We start from the raw sequence: 19,342 nt of genomic DNA on the forward strand, positions 1-19,342 counted from the left end.
TGAAGTGCCGCGGAGCCGCTCACGGGGGGACGAGAACATGGAAGAAGAAAACGCGGAACGAGGGACGACGACCAGAGGGCTGTGCTTCCGGATCCTCGGACCACTGGAGGCAGCGGTCAGCGGGAAGCGGCTCCTGCTGTCCGGTGTGGTGCAGGAGCGGGTGCTGTCCATGCTGCTCCTGGAACCCGGCCGGGTCGTGCCCATGCCCCGGCTCGTCGAGGCGGCCTGGGAGGATCCGCCGGCGACCGCCTCCCACCAGGTCCGCAAGGCCGTCTCCGACCTGCGCCGCCGCCTCCCGGACGACGGGGTCATCCTCACCGACGGCAGCGGCTACCGCATGGTCGTGGCCCCGGGGCAGCTGGACCTGCTGGAGTTCGACGCCCGGATCCGGGCCGCCGAACAGGACCTGCGCGACGACCGGCGGCCGGAGGCCGCCGCCCGACTCGATGCCGCGCTCGGGCTCTGGCGCGGGTCCGTCCTCTCCGGCCAGGGCGGCTCCGTCATCGAGGCGGCGGCCACCGCCCTGGAGGAACGCCGGCTGGTGGCCACGGAGGAGCTCTACGACCTGCGGCTGGCACTCGGACTCAGCGGTGAACTCGTCGCCGGCCTGCGCATGCTGGTCTCCGCCCACCCGCTGCGCGAGACCTTCCGCAGCCAGCTCATGCTTGCTCTCTACCGCACCGGGCGGAAGGCCGAGGCACTCAACGAGTACGGCCAGGTCCGTGAGTTCCTCGCGGACGAGCTGGGCGTCGACCCCGGCCCGCCGCTGACCAAGCTCTACGAGGGGATCCTGCGCGACGAGCCCGGACTGGTGCTGCCGTGGCAGGAGTCCGCGCCCGTCCCGGACGAACCCCCCGCCCCGCCCGTCCGGGTCTGCACCCTGCCCCAGCCGCTGGCCGACTTCACCGGCCGGGCCAGGGAACTCGCCGAACTCCTGAACTGCGTCGACGCGGCCGATCTGCAGGAAGGCTCCGACAGCAGATCCGCCCGGGTCGTGGCCGTCGACGGCATGGGCGGATCCGGGAAGACCTCGCTTGCGGTGTGGGCCGCGCACCGGCTCGCCGACCGGTTCCCCGACGGGCAGCTCCACGTGGACCTGCGCGGGTTCACTCCGGGCGAGCAGCCTCCGGTCCCGCCCGGCACCGCGCTGCATCACCTGCTGCGCTCGCTGGGCGTGGACGACGACCAGATCCCCAGCGACACGGAGGCCAGGGCCAACCTCTGGCGGGCCACGGTCGCCGGGCGACGGCTGCTGCTGCTCCTCGACAACGCCGCCCATGTGGACCAGGTGACCCCGCTGCTGGCCGCTTCCCCCGGCTGCCTGGTCCTGATCACCAGCCGCTCCCGCCTCCTGGACCTCGACGGTGTCAGCTGGGTCTCCGTCGGTCTGATGACGCCGCAGGACAGCGCCGCCCTCGTGGCGGCGACCCTGGGGGCGGACCGGGTCGAGGCCGAGCCGGAGTCGGCGGCGGAACTGGCCGAGCTCTGCGGCCACCTGCCGCTGGCCCTGCGCATAGCCACCGCCCGGCTGCGCAACCGTTCCTCCTGGACCCTGCGCTACCTCGCCGAACGGCTGCGCGACGAGACCCGCAGACTCGACGAACTGCGCTCCCCACAGCGCAGCGTCTCCGCGACGCTGCACCTGTCGTACATGGCACTGGACGAGCCCCAGCGTGCGGCCTTCCGTACCCTCGGACTCCACCCGAGCACCGGCGTCGACGTCCACTCGGCTGCCGCCCTGCTGGGTACTGGACCCCACGATGCCGAGTCGACCCTGGAAGTCCTGCTGGACATGCGGCTGGTGCAGCAGCCGCAGCTGGGCATCTACACCCTGCACGACCTGGTACGCAGCTTCGCCCGCGGCCTGTGCGGCCCGGCGACGGCGCAGCAGGACGCGGCGGTGGTGGAACGGCTGCTCGGCTACTACCTCACGGCGACGGACGCGGCCTGCCAGATCCTCTTCCCCGGACGCGAGCAGCGCGACACCGGCATCCCGGCGTACGACGGCAGCCTGCCGCCCTGCCAGGACGCCGAGGCCGCCCGCGCCTGGTTCGACCGTGAGCACAGCGGACTGCTGGCTGCCGTCTCGCTGGCGGTGCTGCACCGCCTGCCCCGCCACACCGTCTGCCTCACCCGTAACCTCAGCTTCCACCTGAACGCCCGCGGGCAGTTCGACGACCTGTGGAACATCTGCCGGAGAGCCCTGGCGGCCGCCCGCGATCTGGACGATCCCCAGCTGCTCTGCGTCACCCTGTCGAACGTCGGGGTGGCCTGCTGGAAGGTGGGCAGATTCGCCGACGGCCTGGAAGCCGCGCAGGAGGCCCGGGACGTCGCCGTGGGCCTCGGAGACCGGCGCATCCAGGCCCACAGCGAATCGACCATCGGACTCCTCGCCTCGATGCTCGGCCGGTACGAGGAGGCGCTGACGCTGCTGAGCGAGGCCGTCACCCGCTCCGCGAAGCTGGGCGCCAGCCGCTCCGAGGCGGAGGGCCTGTCCACGCTGAGCACGCTGTACGAGAAGTGGGGCCGGTACACGGAGGCAGCCGACACGGCCCGGCGGGCCCTGGAGATCAGCCGGTCCATCGGCTACCACGGCAACCTGGTCATGTCGCTGACCGATCTGGCTTTCGCCCAGGTGGGACTGGGGGAACTGAAGGAAGCGGACGAGAACCTGGCGCAGGCGCGGCTGCTGAGCGAACTGCGGACGGCGCCGGGGGACGTGGGACTGGTGCTCGCGCTGTCCGCGAAGGTGGCGTATATGCGGGGGAGGGCAGCCGACGCCGAGGAACTCGCGCTGCGTGCCCTGGAAGTGGTCCGCACGGGGGCGACGCCGGTACGGCTGGCGGAGGTGGAGAACATCATCGGCCATCTGCGGTACGCGCTGGGGGACCACGAGGCTGCCCTGGTCCTTCACCGGCACGCCAGGAAGGCGGCCGTGGAGATGGGCTTCTGCTCGGAGGAGGCGTCCGCGCTGGCCGGTATCGCCCGGGCGCAGGAAGCCCTCGGCGACAGGGAGGACGCCGAAGGACACCGGGCCGAGGCCGACCGCCTCTACGCCTTCATGGGCGTCCGCAATCCGCAGACCGTGTTCCCCTGACCCCGGGGCCCCGGGCTCAGGGGGCCGACGGGGGAGTCGCGGGACCGGCGTTGGTGGCGAGGACCGTGGTTGTCGCGGCCGCACCGTCCTCGGGCAGTTCGTTGCCGACAGCCACTATGAGCGCCGGCACCGTCAGGACGAGGGCGACGATCGCGCCGACGATGCGTGCGGTCCGGACCGGGTTGCCGTTCAGGTTCTCGTTCATCTCGAACTCCTCGCAGATCTGTGGACGTGGTGAGCGGCCCGGTTCCCCGTCCCGCTCTCGACAGATCCCAAGGTGCCCGGAGCCGGTCCCGGGCGGTTACCGCTTCGTTCCCGGCCCGAGGGAAGAGACCAGGACCGAGGTCCCCGCGATCCCGACCGGGTCGGGGCCGGTGGGGGTGAGCGCCACGTCCGTCCGCGTCCCTCCGAACTGGTGCCCGATCAGATCGAGCAGGCAACGGACCGTTTCCCGTACGCCGGCCTGCTCCGACTCACCCATGGGCTGCCGAGACTCCGGCCAGGCAATGCCCAGGAGGAGGTGCATACCGCTCACGGACACCGTGTCGACCTGGCACACCGGCGCCGGCTCGACACCGGCCGGGGCGGGCCCGGGCACCGGGCCCCACCCGAGGATCTCCCGCAGTTCGGCCCGGTCCGGAAGCCACGGCCCCGTCCGCCCGGGACCGAGGGCCAGTCCCCGCAGGGCGTCGAGCACGGCTGGCTCGGTGTCGCCGCCGCTCACGACGAAGTCGATACCGTGCCCGGCGTCCTCGTCCGCGGCCAAGTCCCGCAGGGTACGGGCCGGGTCATCGGTGGTCAGGGTCCGCTCCGGCGGTATCCCGCCAGGCGCCCCGGCGCCGGTGCGGCGCAGGGCCCAGGGCTCCAGCCCGGTGTCCGAGACGGCCCGGATCAGTCCGGCGTCGGGTGTCAGCAGCAGGACTCGGCAGGGCTTGTACATCAGGTTCGCCTCGTTCGTGAACTGGGCCGGCCCGAGGGGGCGTGGAGTACTGACGGGCCGGGGGCGTGCAGGTGTCGGCGGCCGGCGCCGCGGAGCAGCACCGTCGGGCCGGGCCGGGCGCCCCGCAGCACCGCGGTCACCGAACCGAGCCGCCGCCCGGTGCTGATCTCCAGCCCCAGCCCGTCCAGGGCGTTCAGCACGGCCTCCTGGGTGTACGGCAGGTCCAGGCCAACCTCGGGGCGGGAATGCACAGTCCGCCGCAGCCGGACCATGTCGTCCTGGATGCTCCGCGCGTCGTCCAGCAGACCGTCGGACGGGCGGCCGCTCATCGGGCCACCGCTTCGCGCAGCCGGTGCGTGCCGGCCCCGGCCACCTCGTCGCGTATCACGTCCGACAGCCTCCGCACGCCCTCCCGGACAGCACTCGCGGGCGGGTAGGAGTAGGAGAGCCGGAGGTTCTGCGCACCGCCCCGGGTGTGAAACCCGGAACCCGGCACATAGGCCACCCCGCTGTCGATCGCACGGGGCATCATCGCGCGTGCATCCAGCCGGCCCGGCAGCGTCACCCAGACGAAGAACCCTCCCTCGGGCACCGTCCAGGACACCCCGTCCGGCATGGTGACAGCCAGTTCGTCGAGCATGGCGTCACGGCGTCCGCGGTACAGGCTCCGGGCGGCATCGAGATGCCCCTGCCAGGACCACTCGCCCAGAAACCGGCTCACCGCCCGCTGGGCCAGTCCCGAGTGGGAGAGCATCGCGCTCTCCGCGGCGAGCACCAGCGTGCCGGCGAGGGCGCGCGGAGCGCGGACCCAGCCCACGCGCAGCCCGGGAGCGAAGGTCTTGGAGAACGAGCCCAGATAGACCACCCCGTCCGGGGCGTCGGCGCACAGAGCGCGGTGCGGCTCCTCCCCGAAGTGCAGCAGCCCGTACGGATTGTCCTCGACGACCAGGACACCGGCCCGCCGGCAGATCTCCAGGACCTCCTTCCTGCGGCCGGCGCCGAGCACCAGGCCGGTGGGGTTGTGGAAGGTCGGCACCGTGTAGAAGAACTTCGCCGGGCGTCCCTCCGCCGCGCAGAGGGCGAAGGCGTCGGCCAGCGCCTGAGGCACCACGCCGTCCTTGTCCATGGCGACTTCGACCACCCGGGCCTGGCCCGCCGCGAAGGTGCTCAGCGCGGTGACGTAAGTGGGGCCCTCCGTCACCACCGTGTCGCCCGGGTCCACGAGGATCCGGGTCACCAGGTCGAGCGCCTGCTGCGATCCGACCGTGACCAGGACCTCGTCCGGGGTCGCCGCGATGCCCTCCGCCGCCATGACCTCGCAGATCTGCCCGCGCAGCACCAAGTCCCCCTGCGCGGAGCCGTACTGGAGCGCACCCGGCCCGTCGGTTCTGAGCACGTCCCCCAGGACCGTGCGCAGCGCCTGGGCCGGCAGCGCTTCGGAACTGGGCATCCCCCCGGCCAGCGAGACGACGTCCTCCCGGGCGGCCATGGAGAACAAGGCCCTGGTGTCCGAGGGCACCATGCGGCGGGCCCGCTCGGCGAGGAGCAGCGGTGGGGCCGCGACCGTGTCCAGGGGCAGGACCGGCTGGCACGAGAGCATGGTGTCTCCAGAAGACGTGGGACGGCGGATGACGTGAAGGGTGGTACGAGCGGTGCGCGCTCCGGGCAGTTCAGGCGGGCGTCAGCTCCGGCTGCGTCCCGGCCTCGTCCTTCGCCGCGCCGGCGGCGCGGGGGATGAAGCGGAACGCGGCCCAGAACCCGCAGGCCGCGAAGGGCACGAGCAGGGCGGCAAGGGTGAGGAAGGCGGTGGTGAGCGACTGCCGGGCGGCCACGCCCAGCACCGGCATCAAGGCGGCGGTCCCGCCGCCGATCGCCAGCAGCCGCAGGGAGGCCATCTTCGCCTTGTCCAGCGGGCCGGCCTGCTGCTGAAGGAGCGTCAGGAGCAGGGTGATGGCGTTCAGGTTGGCGAAGCCGGCCAGGAAGAACTCGACGTAGTGCAGGGCGGGCGTGGCGGTGAAGGCGAGCGCCACTGCGATCACCGCCTGGAGCGACACCCAGAGCGGGAGCAGCGCCAGACGCACGGTGTGCCGGGTGAAGAAGGTCGCCACGATCATCCCAGCTCCCAGCGTGCCCTCCAGAGCCGAGATCGCCCACGGCTGCCCGCCGTGCCAGGCGTCGACGAGAGGCACCACCAGGGTGGAGAGGCTGTAGGAGTACACGAAGTCACCCGCGCACATCAGGACCATCCCGAAAACCACGGCCTCGTGACGGTGCCGGCGGAACAGCCCCGCCCAGTCGCGCAGCAGATCGGGCAGCGCCGAGCGCAGGGTGCTGTCCCGGAGCCGTCCCGCCGATTCCTGGCGAGGGGCACGCAGCCTCGAGACCACCGTCGCCGCCACCAGGGAGACCGCCACGTCGACCAGCAGGGCCTGAGTGGCCGTACCGATCATCAGGACCAGGCCGAGCGCCGCCATCCCGATCAGGCTGCCTGCCTGGATCGCGATGCCGATCAGGCTGTTGAAGGCCACGGCACGTTCGCCCGCGATGCGGTGCGCGGTGAATTTGAAGAACGCCGTGCGCTGGATGTTGTCGAAGACCGCCAGGAACACGGCGGCCGTGCCCACCACGGTGACGACACTTCCGTCGCCCGTGGACAGGGCGACCACGATGACGCCCACAGTCAGGGCCCGCAGCAGGCTGCAGAGCACGTAGACGGTCCTGGAATCGAAGGCATCGACCACCGGCCCGGAGAAGGGGAGGACCGCCACCGCCCCCAGCCCCTGGAGGGCGAAGATCATGGCGAACGCCTGGGCATCCCCGGTGTGGTGGAACAGCGTCTGCCCGAGCGCCAGGGTGTACAGGCCCATCCCGATGCTCGACACGAGCATCGAGCCGAGCATGGTGCGCGCCGTGGTGTCCCGCAGGATCATGACCCCACCACCCGAACCGTCGCCTTGCCGGTGTTGCCGCCGGCCAGCATCCCCAGGAAGGCGTCGACGATCCGGTCGAAGCCCTCGGTGACCGTGTGCCGGTCCGTGACCGTGCCCGAGGCGAGCGCGGGCACCAGCAGCTGCTCCAACTCGTCCTGCCTGTCACGGTGGTTGCGTACCAGGAAGCCTTCCAGCCGGACGCTCTTCTCCACCAGGTCGAAGAGGTTGCGCGGCGCGGGGGGCGGCTCGGTGGCGTCGTACTGGGAGATCGCGCCGCACCAGGCGATCCGCCCGAACTCGCGCATCGCCCCGATCGCGGCCTCCAGGTGCTCACCGCCCACGTTGTCGACGTACACATCGATCCCGTCGGGCGCCGCCTTCGCCAGCTGTTCGGCGAGCCGGCCCTCGCGGTGGTCGAACGCCGCGTCGAAACCCAGTTCCCCGGTGAGGAGGCGGACCTTCGCGGGGGAGCCGGCACTGCCGACCACCCGGCCGGCACCCATCAGCCGTGCGAGCTGCCCCGCCGCACTGCCCACGCCGCCCGCCGCGGCGGAGATGTAGACCGTCTCCCCGGGGGCGAGCCGGGCGATGCGGCTGAGAGCCACGTAGGCGGTGAGGCCGGTGCCGCCGAGGATGCCGAGATAGGTCTCGGGCGGCACTCCGGGTGTCCGCGGCAGGACGCGTACGTCCTCCGGGCGCACCACGGCGTGGGTGCGCCAGCCCTGACGGTGGAAGACCAGGTCGCCCTCCCTCAGGCCAGGAGCGCGGGATTCGGTGACCCGGCCGATGGAGCGGCCCTCCAACGGGGCGGACAGCTCCCACCCGGCGTCCATGTTCTCCCGCATGTACGGGTCCACGGACAGGAGCTCGTTCTCGACGAGCGCGGTGCCGGCCTGCGGTACGGGCACCGGCTCCTCGGTGAAGACGAACTCGGCACCGGTCGGCCGGCCACGGGGGCGGCTGACCTGCTGAACGGATCGGGCGGTCTGAGACATCGGAAAGCTCCAGAACTGTGCGGAGAGGGACGGGCGGAGGGGAAGTGCGGGGCGGCGGGAAGTCAGCTGAGCCGGCGGTCGATCACGGTCCGGATCTTTCCGCTGACCGGGTTACGCTCCAGCCCGCCCTCCGGGTGGCACTCGACCACCAACTCGAACAGGCGCAGGCCGTCGTCGTAGAGGTGATCGCCGCTCAGCGCCGGGAAGGCGCCGGCAAGGAAGGACTTCAGAGCCCCGGGGTCCAGCTCCTCCCGCGACTCGGTGCGCAGCACCAGCGTCTCGGTGCCCTCCCTGGTTGTCAGCTCCGCCTGGAGCTGGGACACCTGGAACTCCTCCAGGGCGGCGGCGATCTCGCCGTAGTGCACGGTCGCCGACTTGAACTTCAGCAGGCCGTCGCTGCGCCCGAGGTACTCCAGCACCCGCCCGGACACCCCACAGTCGCAGTCGCGTTCGGTCACCCGGCCCATGTCGCCGATGCGGTAACGGATCAGCGGCCCCTCGAACTTCTGCATCGCGGTGATCAGCAGGTGCCCGGTCTCGCCGTCCGGCAGGGGGGCGCCGTCCTCGTCGACGACCTCGACGAGGTTGTAGTCGTCGTTGACGTGGTGCAGCGTGCCGCCGAGCCCCTCGCACTGGTAGCCGATCTGCGCACCGTCGTTGGCCGCCAGGATGCTCGTGATGGACCGGGTGCCGAGCTCCTCCCGCAGCCACCTCTTGTCGGACTCGGTCATCGGGGTTCCGCCGTAGACGACCTTCTCCAGACGCAGACCGGGATCCTTGCGCCTGGCCTCCCGGAGCAGGGGCAGCACCACGGCGGGCTGGCCCAGCAGGACGTTCACCGAGAAGTCGCGGACCAGCATCAGCACCAGGTCGGCGGTGACCTGCTGGCCGGCGGAGAAGGCCTCCACCGGCATCCGGGTCAGCTCGCTGGACGTCGTCAGCAGTCCGCCGTACAACCCGCCGCCGACCAGCGCGTTGAGGACCCGGTCCCCGGGGTGGATACCCAGCGCCCGCAGGAGCGGGATCGCCTCGCGGACCATGTTCTCCCAGTCGGTCCGCGAGTACACGATGTACCGCGGCTCCCCGCCGGACGCCCCGCTGCGGAGCACCTCGCCGCTGGGGCGGGCACCGCTGGACATACCGGTGGCGCGGGGCAGGGACCCCGCCTCCAGGGCCGCCTTCTCCAGGACGGGCAGCGCGGCCAGACCGGATACACCCTCGACCCGCGGCAGGTCCCGGTAGTGGGCCGTGCGCCGGGCCATCCCGACCAGATAACGGACCCTGGCGTCCATACGCGATGCCCGCCCGGGGTCGTCGCGGCGCGCGGCATCCAGCGAGGTGCCGGCCAGATAGACGGAAGTGAACAGCTGCCGGAACCACGGCGACCTGCAGTCAATGTCGGCCACGGGCGCCTGCGGGCCGTCCTGACCGGACGTCACCCTGACCCGCACCGACGGGACCCCGGGGCGCCCGGCCCCCGCGTACAGCTCACCCGAGGCGGACACCGCCTCCTCGCTGAGCACCACCAGGTCAGGGACCACGACGACGGTGCCCTCCACCTCGGCCCCGGCCGCCGCAATCTCTGCCGCGGGCAGCGGGAAACCCGGCTCGCGCAACGCCTCGGTCACCGTGGTCCACAGAGCAGGCCGGGAGGTACGGACGAGAACGGCGTTGCCCACCGCCCAGGCCAGCAGCAGCCCCCGCAGTGTGTTGCCCGCCCGGCCGTCGTCGAGGACGACACGGCCCACCGGTGTCTGCTCCCAGACGTCGCCGGTGTCGGTGAGCGGGCGCCAGGGGAACTGGCTGAGACCGCCGAGCGCCTCGTCGAGGGCGTGGGCCAGCGCGTCGGCGTCCAGCAGGCCGCCGACTTCGAGAAGGTCGGCCTCCTTCAGAGCCCTGGCCACCGGCGACGACACGTCGTCGGCCAGTACTTGCTGGACGTGCTCCACGGCCAGCAGGAGATCGGTCGGATAGTGGCGGACCGGGCGGCAGCTCATGCGGCGCTCCCCAGGACGGCCGGCTCACGGGTCCGGGAGATGACGGTGATGCTGTCCGCGCACACCCGCAGAAAACGGCCCAGTTCCGCGGCGTCGGTGTGCGAGGCCTCGATGAACACGGGGCACTCCCATTCCTGGTAGGTGATGTGTGCGGTCAGCGGACGGTCGGCGGGCAGCACGTACAGCTGGTCCACGCAGGGGTGGCCGGCCAGCCCCGGGGGCAGCGTGACCTCGGCGGTACCACCGGGGAGGTGGTGGCCCGGGAAGGCCAGCCAGCCGTGGTAGCGGCCGCTGGGCTCGTCCGACGGCGGGCGTTCCAGACCGAGGCGTACCGCGATCTCGTGGGACGGCAGGTGGACACCGGTCCGGCGTTCGTGCGCGGTGACCACACCCGCCCCGCCCACCCGGTTGGCGACCTCGAGGAAGACCAGTTCGTCGTCGGCCGTGTGGAACGCCTCCAGGTGGACACAGCCCTCCTCGATACCGAGGGCGACGGACACCTCCTGCGCCAGGCCGCGGTGTGCCTCCGTCAGCGGGATCTGGTGCGAGCCGAGCGGCAGGCCGCCGGCGAACTCCACCGGCTTGTTGATGTAGCGGCTGGTCTCCAGCTCCACGAACCTGCCGTCCTGCATCAGTCCGTCGATGTGCAGGATGTCGCCCTCGATGTGCTCCTCGATCTGGTAGTTCTCCGGGTCGGCCAGCTTCCGGTAGGCGCAGAGCGCCTCACGGGCGGTCTCCAGGACCATGACCCCGTCGCTGGAAGCCCCGTTGCGGGGCTTGAGTACCGTCTTCCCGCTCCAGGGCAGCGGTCCGCACGGGGGAGGCGCGCTCACGAAACGGGGGTGGCGGATTCCTGATCCCCTCAGCGCCTCCTTCATCCGGACCTTGTCGCGGACGAGTTCGGTACGGCTCTCCGACGGACCGGGGAGCCCCAGGTGGCGGCGGATGTGTACCGCTTCCAGAATCCCGAACTCGGAGAGAGACAACACCTTTTCGTAGCCGTCGGACGGTTTCACCCGGGCCGTCACCCCGGCCACCAGGCCGTCGTCCTCACCCATCGGGATCCGCGAGCAGCGGAGGTCCCCGGGGATCTGCCGCAGTGACGCCGGCCGGCCGATGTAGGTCACCTCGTGCTGGTCGTGGTCGACGCCGCGGTGGTAGGAGATCTTGCGGTAGGGCACTTGATGGATCACGAGAATCTTCATCCGGAGTACTCCAAGGCAGTGACGCCCCAGCTGAATCCCATGGCACTGGTGACCAGCAGGATCAGGTCCCCCTCACGGAGCTTCTTCTCCTCCATGAGGCCGTCGAGGGCGATCAGGGTGTCGGCTCCGCCCATGTGGCCGAGCCGTCCGTAGTTGAAAACGCTGCGCTCAGCGGGGATGCCGAGAGTCGTCAGCAGACGCTCGTGCATCCCCTTGTCGCCTTGATTGATCAGGAACCACGCGACATCACCGATGGTCCGTCCGGTCACCGTCAGGGTTTCGTCGACCAGGCGGGTGAAGTTGTCCACGTAGGCGGAGGCGAGACCCCGCCGGTGCGCACCCCGCCGGATGACGACCCGGCCGTCGCGCCATTCGCCCTGGTAGTAGTCGGCCCATCCGGGGTCGGTGCGCATCGCCGAGTGGAGGACCCGGAAAAGAGGGTTGTCATCCGCCAGCAGCACCGCCGCGCCCGCATCACCGAAATTGAAGAGCGCCTTGGAATCCGGGTCACCGTAGTCCACCATCCGGCTCAGCCGGTCCCCGAGGAGAACCAGCGTGTACGTGCCGGGCCTCTTGCCGGTGGACTCGGCCGCCAGCCGGATCGCCGTCAGGCCCGCGTTGCAGAAGTTGGTGAGCTCGTAGCAGTGGGCGTTCCTGATGCCGAGTTCGCCGGCCACCTTGGCCGCCGGCGACCAGAACGGGATGTCCCACTCGCCAGAGCCTGTGTAGATCACCTCGTGTACGGCCGAGCGGTCGGTCCCCAGCCGCTCCAGCAGCCGGGACGCGGCCCTGACCGCCAGCCCCGACGCCGTCTCCCCATCCGCGAGGACCGGGAAAGACTCGGTGTGGGTGATGGCGGCCAGGTCCGCGACGGACACCCCGGAGACCTGATGCATGTCCCGGATGTCGGCCGTCGCGGACGGGAAGCACACGTCGAAGTCGACTATGCCGCCCACGGGTCCCTCGCCTCGATGCTCACGCGGTGCACGGTGCGGTCGACGCCCGGCTCCACCGCGGTGGCCGCGTGGTACGTCAGCTCGCACTTCCAGATCACCAGGTCCCGTGGGGTCCACCGGTGCTCGTAGACGTGCGCCGGGTCCTGTATCAGCTGGTCCAGGAGGGCGAAGAACTCCTCGTTCTCATTCGCGTCGAAGCCGATCACCCGCTCCATGTACTCCGGCGCCCCGTACACGTACCGGCGGCCGGTCGTGGGGTCGGTCTTCACCAGCGGGTGCTGGACCGGCGGGTACTCCACCTCCACCAGCGCCTTGAACTCCGCGATGGACAGGCCCGCGTGCTTGTCGGAGATGCGCTGGCGCTTGGAGACGGTGTGGACCGCCGTACGCCCCTCGATCTTCTCCTTCCACTCCTGGGGCAGGCGGTCGTAGACATCGGCCGCGTTGGCGTAGAGCGTGTGGCCGCTGGTGCCGGGGACGTCGATACCGTGCAGCATCGTGTAGGGCGGCGCATCCTTCTGGTAGGAGGAGTCCTGGTGCCAGAAGTTGCCGACCCGGGCGACACCGATCGCCATGTTGTTCTTCTTGGCGTTGGAGGAGATCATGATCTCCTCGTGTTCCGGGTGGCGGTACTTGGCCATCAGGAAGGGCTTCGGCCGGCCGATACGGCTCGCCAGCTCGATCTGCTGCTCGGAGGTGATGTCCAGGGAGCGGATGACGACCAGCTCCCGCTCGTGCAGCAGCGTGCTCACCTTGTCCCAGAGCCCGGAGTCCTGGAGATCCTCGTAGGTGACTCCGGTCAGCTCGGCGCCGATGAACGGCGTGAGGTCGTTGATCCGGATACCGGTGGCGGTGGCGGTGGTGTCGGGCACGGTCATGGTCATGGTTCTGTCGTCTCCTCGGATAGGAACGTGAACGTGAAGGGGAGCGAGGGGAGCAGCGGAACGGGAAGCCGTTCAGCTGGGGTCGTCCGCGAGGCACCGGGCGAGCGCCTCGACGAACCGGTCGATCTGCTCTTCCGTGCGGAAGGGGGCGATGGTCACGCGGAACCGCTCGCCGCCCTTCGGCACCGATGGGAAGTTGATGGGCTGCACGTAGACGGAGAACTCGTCGAGCAGCCGGCGCGATATCCGCTTCACCCGGTCACCGCCCGGCACCAGGACCGGGACGAGGTGCGTGGGGGCAGGCACATGGCCGATGCCCGCCTCGGTGAGCCGACGGCGCATCAGCTCCGCCTTGCTGTGCAGCTCCTCCCGCATCGCGGCGCCCTCGGCGCTGCGGATGACGGCCAGGCTCGCCAGGGTGGCGTCCAGGGAGGCCCGGGGGATGGTCGTGGTGAAGATGAACCCGGGGGCATGCGAGCGTACGTAGTCCAACGGGACGTCGGGACCGGCGACATAGCCGCCGGTGGTGCCCACCGCCTTGCCGAACACGCCCTGGACGAAGGTGACCCGGTCCTCGCCGATCGCCTCGCTGATACCGGCGCCCGTGGGTCCCGAGACCCCGATCGCGTGGGTCTCGTCCAGGTAGGTCTCTGCGTTGTACCGCTCGGCCAGGTCGCAGATCTCACGGATCGGCGCGATGTCGCCGTCCATCGAGTACACCGACTCGAAGACGATCAGCTTCGGGCGGTCCAGCGGCTGCCCGGCGAGCGCCAGTTCGAGGTCTGTCAGGTCGTTGTGGGCGAAGATGTGCTTGGTGTTGCCCGAGGTCCGTACCCCCTCGATCAAGGAACGGTGGTTGAGGGCGTCCGAGAACACCACGGTCTCCGGCGCCGCCCGCAGCAGCGTGGCAAGCGTCTCCACGTTGGCCACGTAACCGCTGGTGAAGATCAGCGCCCGCTCCTTGGCGTGCCAGCCGGCGAGGAGCGTCTCCAGCTCCACGTGCGCCTCGCTGGTGCCCGCGATGTTCCGCGAACCGCCGTTGCCCGTCCCGTGCCGCAGGGTCGAGGTGAGCTGGGCGTTCATGACGTGCTGGTGCTGGCTCATGCCCAGGTAGTCGTTGGTGCACCACACCTGGATACGGCGCCCCTGGTGCAGGGCGTGACCCCGGTCCTCCGCCAGGTAGGAGCAGGCGACGAAGTCGCGGTAAAGGCCTTCCGCCCTCAGACGGTCGAGTCCGGCGCGGAGGCCGGCGTAGGTATCCGGGGCACGTGGCGGAGCAAGGGTGGAGATCACGGTGCTGCCCTCTCGGGTCGGTGACTCGGACTGGAATCACCATGGATCCATCCGTTCCCGATCCGCTCCCTCTCCGTTCCCGCACCTCCTGGGGCGGTCGTCAGAACTTCTGCTGGGGTCCGGATGAATGATCGTGGCAACACCGGGCAGTGGGGCACAACACCGTATGCCGACCGTGGCTACGATCACGCAGGGCATCGACGGTGTGGCCCGCCGTCGTCCGGGCCGGGGCGGGCCCGCGCGCGGAAGGTGCGGCGGTAGGTGTCCGGCGGCACACCGACCGTCCGGTGGAAGTGCCGGCGCAGTGTTGTGGCGGTGCCCATACCGGTGGCCGCCGCAATGGCGTCGACGGTGTCGTCGGTGGTCTCCAGCAACTCCTGCGCGTGGCGGATCCGTTGGGTGAGCAGCCATTGCAGCGGGGTGGTGCCGGTCACTGACCTGAAGTGACGGCTCAGGTTGCGCGAGCTCATCCGTGCCCGGCGGGCCAGGTCCTCCACGGTGAGCGGCTGGTCCAGCCGCTGGATCACCCAGGGCAGGAGTCCGGCGAGCGGGTGGTTGTCCGGTGCGGGCACCGGAGTGGTGATGAACTGGGCCTGGCCGCCGTCCCGGTGCGGCGGCACGACAAGGCGGCGGGCGAGGGTGTTGGCGATCGACGAGCCGTGGTCGAGGCGGACGAGGTGCAGGCACAGGTCCATGGCGGCGGCCTTGCCTGCGGAGGTGAGCAAGCTGCCGTTGTCCACGTAGAGGACGTCCGGGTCAACCGTCACACGGGGGTGGCGCTCGGCCAGCTCCCGGGTGTGCGCCCAGTGCGTGGTCGCCCGTCTGCCGTCCAGCAGGCCGGCGGCGGCCAGCACGAAGGCGCCCGTGCAGAGGGAGACCACGCGTGCGCCCGCCTCATGGGCCGCGCGCACCGCGTCGATCAGCTCGGTCGGCGGGTCCTGGCCGATGTCGGCCCAGCCCGGGACGATCACGGTGTCGGCGCGCGCGAGACGGTCGAGCCCGTGGTCGGGCTCCAGCCAGAAGCGGCCGGCCCGCACGGCGCCCGGTCCGCAGAGCGAGAGGCGGTACCACGGGTCCGCCCCGCCGGGTGGGTCGGCTCCGAAGACTTCGCACACCAGGGCCAGTTCGAAGTGGAGCATGCCGTCGGTGACGGCCAGCGCGACAGTACTCATGTCCGGAACTGTATGGGTGATGGCGTTCCAGACAGTCGCGGTGAGTGGGCAGCCTTCGTCAGGATGTCCGTGACAGAGCGAAGCGGATCACCGAGTGCGGGGGAGAAACTCATGGGATCGGGCCAGAAGGTGGCTGTGTTCGGCGCCTACGGGCACACCGGGCGGTTCGTGGTGGCGGAACTGAGGGAGCGTGGGCTGCTCCCGGTTCTCTCCGGCCGCGACGCCGACAAGCTGAAGACGCTGGCGCAAGAAGCCCAGTCGGACGCCCGCCCGGCATCGGTCGAGCACCCGGTCTCGCTCGACCGCGCACTGGCCGGCACGGCCGCCGTGATCAACTGCGCCGGGCCCTTCGCCACGACGGCCGCCCCCGTGATCGAAGCGGCCCTGCGGGCCGGGATCCCGTATCTGGACGTGGCGGCCGAGATCGAGGCCAACATCGACACCTTCGCGCACTTCGCCGACCGGGCACGGGACGCGGGAGCGCTGATCGTCCCGGCGATGGCCTTCTTCGGCGGCTTCGGCGACCTGCTGGCCACCGCGGCTATGGGTGACTGGACGGCGGCCGACGAGGCACACATCGCGTACGGGCTGAGCAGCTGGCACCCCACCGCAGGGACACGCACAGCGGGCGCGGTCTCCCGGCAGCGGCGGGGCGGCCGGCGCATCCTCTACACCAAAGGGAGGCTGGAGCACCGTGACGATGCCCCGCCGGCCCTTGAGTGGCCCTTCCCCGAACCGATGGGCCCCCGTCCCGTCATCGGGGAGTTCACGATGGCCGAGGCCGTGACCGTACCCAGCCACCTGTCCATCCCCGAAGTGCGCACCTATATGACGGTCGAGGCGGCCCGGGACATCGCCGCCCCGGACACGCCGACGCCGGCCGCGGTCGACGAGCGAGGCCGGTCCGCTCAGACCTTCCTCGTCGACGTCGTCGTGTGCTCGGGCACCGCCGAACGCCGCGCCGTGGCCCGCGGTCAGGACATCTATGCCGTCACGGCGCCGCTCGTGGTGGAGGCGGTCGACCGTATCCTCACCGGCCGGACCCATGCGTACGGCGTCGCCTCCGCAGGAGAGATCTTCGACGCCCCCGACTTCCTCCGCGCACTGTCCCCGCACATCACCCTGGAACTGCGGCCGTAGCGGGCCAACTGCCCCTACATGCACCGTACTTATTCCACAGACGGGACCCGGGGCTGCGGCGTCCCAGCCGATGCCGATGAGGGTCCACCGCGTCTCGTCTGCGACCACGGGGGTTCCAGGAGGTTCCAGGGGGCCAGGTCGTTCGAGGCGTGCAACGCGAGCCGGCTGTCGAGCTGGTTCCATGCGTCTGTACGCCGTCAGCCCTGAGCGGCCTCCTTCGCGATCCGGTCGAACTGCTCCGCCATCGCCGCTTGCAGGGCGTTCGCCGCCGACAGCGGGCGGACCATGACCGTGAACTCGTCGATCAGGCCCTCGTCGTCCACGTGCAGGAAGTCGGCGCCGCTGATCGAGCGGTCGCCGACGCGCGCCTCGAAGACGAGAACGTGATCGCGCCCGCTCGTGTCGTTGATCTCCCGGACGTAGCGGAAGTCCTCGAAGACGCGGGTCACCGCGCGCAGGATCGCCATCGTGACCGCCTTGCCCGGGTACGGCTTGAAGACGACCGGGCTGGTGAAGACGACGTCGTCGGCGAGCAGCGCCTCGATCGCCCCGTGGTCGTTCGCCTCCACGGCTTTGCGGAATGCCTGCATGACGACACCTCTCCTGATCCGGGCCCCGATGCACCCATACGCAAATTGTTTAATAGGTGTGGATGAAAATAATCGCATCACTGTACGGTGTCCAGATGTCATTGAAATACGCCGTGCTCGCGGCCCTCCTGGAGGGTGAGGCTTCGGGCTACGACCTGGCGAAGATCTTCGATGTGTCCGTGTCCAACTTCTGGGCCGCGACACCCCAGCAGCTCTACCGCGAGCTGGAACGACTCGCCGCCGACGGCCTGATCGAGGCCCGGGTCGTCCCGCAGGAACGCAGGCCGAACAAGCGGCTGTTCACACTCACCGACAGCGGGCGTGCCGGCCTCGCCGCGTTCACCACCAAGCAGCCGCGGCCCATCGCCGTGCGCGACGAGCTGATGGTGAAGGTGCAGGCCGCGGACCTCGGCGACACAGCCGCCGTACGGACCCACATCGAGGAGCGCATGACGTGGGCCACGGGCAAGCTGGCCCGGTACGAGCGCGTGCGCACCCACCTGCTGCAGGGCATGACCGAGGAGGAGTTCCTGCGGGACGGCGAGCGGATCGGCCCCTACCTGACGCTGCTGCGCGGCATCTCCCTGGAGGAGGAGAACCTGCGGTGGGGCGAGCGCGCTCTGGAGATCCTCGACCTGCGCACGGCGAGGTCCGGCCGATGACGGCCTACCTGCGCTACGTGGCCCTCGGCGACAGCCAGACCGAGGGCGTCGGCGACGGCGACGACAGGACCGGTCTGCGCGGCTGCGCCGACCGCCTCGCCGAGCGGCTCGCGGAGCTCGACCCCGGGGCGCGGTACGCCAACCTGGCCGTGCGCGGCCGGCTCGCCGGACAGGTGCACGCCGAGCAACTGCCGCTCGCGCTCGCCCTGCGCCCCGACCTGGCGACGGTCGTGGCCGGGGTCAGCGACCTGATGCGGCCGTCCTTCGACGCTGACGAGACCGCCGGGCACCTGGAGGCGACGTTCGCCGCGCTGTCCGGCGCGGGCACCAAGGTGGCCACGGTGACCTTCCCCGACGTCGGGCGGATGATCCCGGTGGCCCGCCCGCTCGCCGGCCGGGTCGCTGCCCTCAATGCCCGGATACGCGCCGCCGCCGACCGTCACGACGTCGCCCTGGCGGAGACGGACCGGGCGGAGGTCTTCGTCGACCGGCGGCTGTGGAGCGCCGACCGGCTGCATGCGAGCCCCCTCGGCCACGCCCGGATCGCAGCCGCGGTCGCCCACGCCCTGGAGCTGCCCGGCAGCGACGACGCCTGGCGGCGGCCCCTGCCGACGATCGGAGCGCCGACCGTGACCCGCACCGTGCTGACCGAACTCGGCTGGATCTCCTCCTATTTGGGACCCTGGCTCGGCCGGCGACTGCGAGGCCGCTCTTCCGGCGACGGCCGCAGCGCGCGGCGCCCGCAGCTGCTGCCGGTCAGGGACACGGCACCGTGACCAGCGCCTCGGGCGCCAGATCCGCGAGCGTCGGACAGCCGTCCACCGCCACGGTCAGGCCGGCCTCACATCGCGGCCTGCCGCGGCGCGAGGTGCCCCGGCGGACTGCCGGTACGCCCGGACCGCAGCGAGCTTGTTCTCCCAGCAACTTGATCTCGTGCACTGCCTACAGGCCGTCGCCACCTTCCCAGCTTCGACGCCCCAGCCGGGAGCCCCGCCGCGACACGTCCCGCCCCCACCCGGAATACCCGAGGCACCCGCACGGCCAGGACCACCGCGGCCTGCCGCGCCTCACCGATCGCCGCGCGCAGCCGCTCTGCAGGGCGGCCCGCATCGGCCCACCCTGCCGACGCCAGCGCCGCGCCCCGGTCCTCTTCATCGTCGGTAGCCGCAGATGAATGATGCGGGCGAACAGGCGGGCCGGACAGGTGGCCGGCACCCTGTACGTCAGAGCGCCCCGCGTGCAGCTCCGATGGGCAGCGGCTGCTAGGGCCGAGGAAGAAAGAGCTCCGAAAATATGCCATCTCGCATTTAAAATGCGTTAATCGCATACTGATGAGCGCGGAGGGAATCCTGTGGGTGACGGTGGCCGCGCTCGCGCACCGGACCGGCGAGCAGCAGTCGCCCTACCGACGGCACTGGAATTGACCTAGAGCCAGATCGGCCGCAAGCAGAGCGGAATAGCCTACTGGGCCCTATCCATGT

At 70.9% G+C, this 19,342-nt stretch carries 16 protein-coding genes and 1 pseudogene; 4 read left to right on the forward strand and 13 right to left on the reverse strand.

Annotated elements, in window-relative coordinates:
• Positions 1 to 37: 37 nt before the first annotated feature.
• A complete protein-coding gene (locus OG510_RS36865; protein ID WP_406134573.1) occupies positions 38 to 3,097 on the forward strand; it encodes a BTAD domain-containing putative transcriptional regulator in 3,060 nt (1,019 codons plus the stop codon).
• Between the two features lie 16 nt (positions 3,098 to 3,113).
• Here OG510_RS36865 and OG510_RS36870 read toward each other — a convergent pair whose 3' ends face one another.
• The 12 genes and pseudogenes from OG510_RS36870 to OG510_RS36925 all read right to left on the reverse strand — a co-directional run bounded on the left by OG510_RS36870 (position 3,114) and on the right by OG510_RS36925 (position 15,469).
• Positions 3,114 to 3,302: a hypothetical protein gene (locus tag OG510_RS36870; RefSeq protein WP_406134572.1), complete on the reverse strand. Its 189-nt coding sequence runs from the start codon at positions 3,300 to 3,302 to the stop codon at positions 3,114 to 3,116.
• Positions 3,303 to 3,398: 96 nt separating this feature from the next.
• On the reverse strand, positions 3,399 to 4,037 hold the full coding sequence (locus OG510_RS36875) for a hypothetical protein (protein ID WP_406134571.1): 639 nt from the start codon (positions 4,035 to 4,037) through the stop codon (positions 3,399 to 3,401).
• Between the two features lie 86 nt (positions 4,038 to 4,123).
• A pseudogene (locus OG510_RS36880) lies at positions 4,124 to 4,366 on the reverse strand (amidohydrolase); the annotation flags it as partial.
• On the reverse strand, positions 4,363 to 5,637 hold the full coding sequence (locus tag OG510_RS36885; RefSeq protein WP_406134570.1) for a PLP-dependent aminotransferase family protein: 1,275 nt from the start codon (positions 5,635 to 5,637) through the stop codon (positions 4,363 to 4,365). The gene OG510_RS36885 and the pseudogene OG510_RS36880, both read right to left, overlap by 4 nt.
• A gap of 70 nt (positions 5,638 to 5,707) precedes the next feature.
• Positions 5,708 to 6,967 (reverse strand): MFS transporter, encoded by a 1,260-nt coding sequence (locus OG510_RS36890; RefSeq protein ID WP_406134569.1) that lies wholly within the window; start codon positions 6,965 to 6,967, stop codon positions 5,708 to 5,710.
• The gene (locus OG510_RS36895) at positions 6,964 to 7,962 is read right to left on the reverse strand and encodes an NADP-dependent oxidoreductase (protein WP_406134568.1); all 999 of its coding nucleotides are present in this window, start codon (positions 7,960 to 7,962) and stop codon (positions 6,964 to 6,966) included. Before OG510_RS36895 ends, OG510_RS36890 begins: the two co-directional genes overlap by 4 nt.
• Before the next feature lie 62 nt (positions 7,963 to 8,024).
• The gene (locus tag OG510_RS36900; RefSeq protein ID WP_406134567.1) at positions 8,025 to 9,959 is read right to left on the reverse strand and encodes a phenylacetate--CoA ligase family protein; all 1,935 of its coding nucleotides are present in this window, start codon (positions 9,957 to 9,959) and stop codon (positions 8,025 to 8,027) included.
• Positions 9,956 to 11,164, reverse strand: coding sequence for an acetyl-CoA carboxylase biotin carboxylase subunit family protein (locus tag OG510_RS36905; RefSeq protein ID WP_406134566.1), 1,209 nt, complete (start codon positions 11,162 to 11,164; stop codon positions 9,956 to 9,958). Before OG510_RS36905 ends, OG510_RS36900 begins: the two co-directional genes overlap by 4 nt.
• The gene (locus OG510_RS36910) at positions 11,161 to 12,120 is read right to left on the reverse strand and encodes a 3-oxoacyl-ACP synthase III family protein (protein ID WP_406134565.1); all 960 of its coding nucleotides are present in this window, start codon (positions 12,118 to 12,120) and stop codon (positions 11,161 to 11,163) included. The genes OG510_RS36905 and OG510_RS36910 overlap by 4 nt, the downstream gene beginning before the upstream one ends.
• A complete protein-coding gene (locus tag OG510_RS36915; protein ID WP_406134563.1) occupies positions 12,108 to 13,004 on the reverse strand; it encodes a TauD/TfdA dioxygenase family protein in 897 nt (298 codons plus the stop codon). The genes OG510_RS36910 and OG510_RS36915 overlap by 13 nt, the downstream gene beginning before the upstream one ends.
• Positions 13,005 to 13,076: 72 nt before the next feature.
• Complete coding sequence (hemA, locus tag OG510_RS36920) at positions 13,077 to 14,297, reverse strand: 5-aminolevulinate synthase (protein WP_406134562.1); 1,221 nt, start codon at positions 14,295 to 14,297, stop codon at positions 13,077 to 13,079.
• A gap of 185 nt (positions 14,298 to 14,482) precedes the next feature.
• Positions 14,483 to 15,469, reverse strand: coding sequence for a helix-turn-helix domain-containing protein (locus tag OG510_RS36925; protein ID WP_406134561.1), 987 nt, complete (start codon positions 15,467 to 15,469; stop codon positions 14,483 to 14,485).
• Positions 15,470 to 15,580: 111 nt separating this feature from the next.
• Here OG510_RS36925 and OG510_RS36930 point away from each other — a divergent pair, with 111 nt between their 5' ends.
• Positions 15,581 to 16,609: a saccharopine dehydrogenase family protein gene (locus OG510_RS36930; RefSeq protein WP_406134560.1), complete on the forward strand. Its 1,029-nt coding sequence runs from the start codon at positions 15,581 to 15,583 to the stop codon at positions 16,607 to 16,609.
• 197 nt (positions 16,610 to 16,806) lie between these two features.
• Here the strand turns inward: OG510_RS36930 and OG510_RS36935 are convergent, their stop codons facing one another.
• Entirely contained in the window at positions 16,807 to 17,199 is a 393-nt protein-coding gene (locus OG510_RS36935; protein WP_406134559.1) for a nuclear transport factor 2 family protein, read from the reverse strand.
• 95 nt (positions 17,200 to 17,294) lie between these two features.
• Here OG510_RS36935 and OG510_RS36940 point away from each other — a divergent pair, with 95 nt between their 5' ends.
• Both OG510_RS36940 and OG510_RS36945 read left to right on the forward strand, forming a co-directional pair.
• Positions 17,295 to 17,861 carry a PadR family transcriptional regulator gene (locus tag OG510_RS36940; protein ID WP_406134558.1) on the forward strand — a complete coding sequence of 189 codons (567 nt, stop codon included), beginning with the start codon at positions 17,295 to 17,297 and terminating at the stop codon, positions 17,859 to 17,861.
• Positions 17,858 to 18,637, forward strand: coding sequence for an SGNH/GDSL hydrolase family protein (locus tag OG510_RS36945; RefSeq protein ID WP_406134557.1), 780 nt, complete (start codon positions 17,858 to 17,860; stop codon positions 18,635 to 18,637). The genes OG510_RS36940 and OG510_RS36945 overlap by 4 nt, the downstream gene beginning before the upstream one ends.
• Positions 18,638 to 19,342 lie beyond the last annotated feature (705 nt).

It is taken from the genome of Streptomyces sp. NBC_01089 (assembly GCF_045162975.1).
In the GTDB taxonomy this organism is placed as follows: Bacteria; Actinomycetota; Actinomycetes; order Streptomycetales; family Streptomycetaceae; genus Streptomyces.

Coding starts and splice junctions, on each gene's coding strand:
- OG510_RS36865 (WP_406134573.1), top strand. CDS start 38: ATGGAAGAAGAAAACGCGGAACGAGGGACGACGACCAGAGGGCTGTGC.
- OG510_RS36870 (WP_406134572.1), bottom strand. CDS start 3,302: ATGAACGAGAACCTGAACGGCAACCCGGTCCGGACCGCACGCATCGTC.
- OG510_RS36875 (WP_406134571.1), bottom strand. CDS start 4,037: ATGTACAAGCCCTGCCGAGTCCTGCTGCTGACACCCGACGCCGGACTG.
- OG510_RS36885 (WP_406134570.1), bottom strand. CDS start 5,637: ATGCTCTCGTGCCAGCCGGTCCTGCCCCTGGACACGGTCGCGGCCCCA.
- OG510_RS36890 (WP_406134569.1), bottom strand. CDS start 6,967: ATGATCCTGCGGGACACCACGGCGCGCACCATGCTCGGCTCGATGCTC.
- OG510_RS36895 (WP_406134568.1), bottom strand. CDS start 7,962: ATGTCTCAGACCGCCCGATCCGTTCAGCAGGTCAGCCGCCCCCGTGGC.
- OG510_RS36900 (WP_406134567.1), bottom strand. CDS start 9,959: ATGAGCTGCCGCCCGGTCCGCCACTATCCGACCGATCTCCTGCTGGCC.
- OG510_RS36905 (WP_406134566.1), bottom strand. CDS start 11,164: ATGAAGATTCTCGTGATCCATCAAGTGCCCTACCGCAAGATCTCCTAC.
- OG510_RS36915 (WP_406134563.1), bottom strand. CDS start 13,004: ATGACCATGACCGTGCCCGACACCACCGCCACCGCCACCGGTATCCGG.
- OG510_RS36925 (WP_406134561.1), bottom strand. CDS start 15,469: ATGAGTACTGTCGCGCTGGCCGTCACCGACGGCATGCTCCACTTCGAA.
- OG510_RS36930 (WP_406134560.1), top strand. CDS start 15,581: ATGGGATCGGGCCAGAAGGTGGCTGTGTTCGGCGCCTACGGGCACACC.
- OG510_RS36935 (WP_406134559.1), bottom strand. CDS start 17,199: ATGCAGGCATTCCGCAAAGCCGTGGAGGCGAACGACCACGGGGCGATC.
- OG510_RS36940 (WP_406134558.1), top strand. CDS start 17,295: ATGTCATTGAAATACGCCGTGCTCGCGGCCCTCCTGGAGGGTGAGGCT.
- OG510_RS36945 (WP_406134557.1), top strand. CDS start 17,858: ATGACGGCCTACCTGCGCTACGTGGCCCTCGGCGACAGCCAGACCGAG.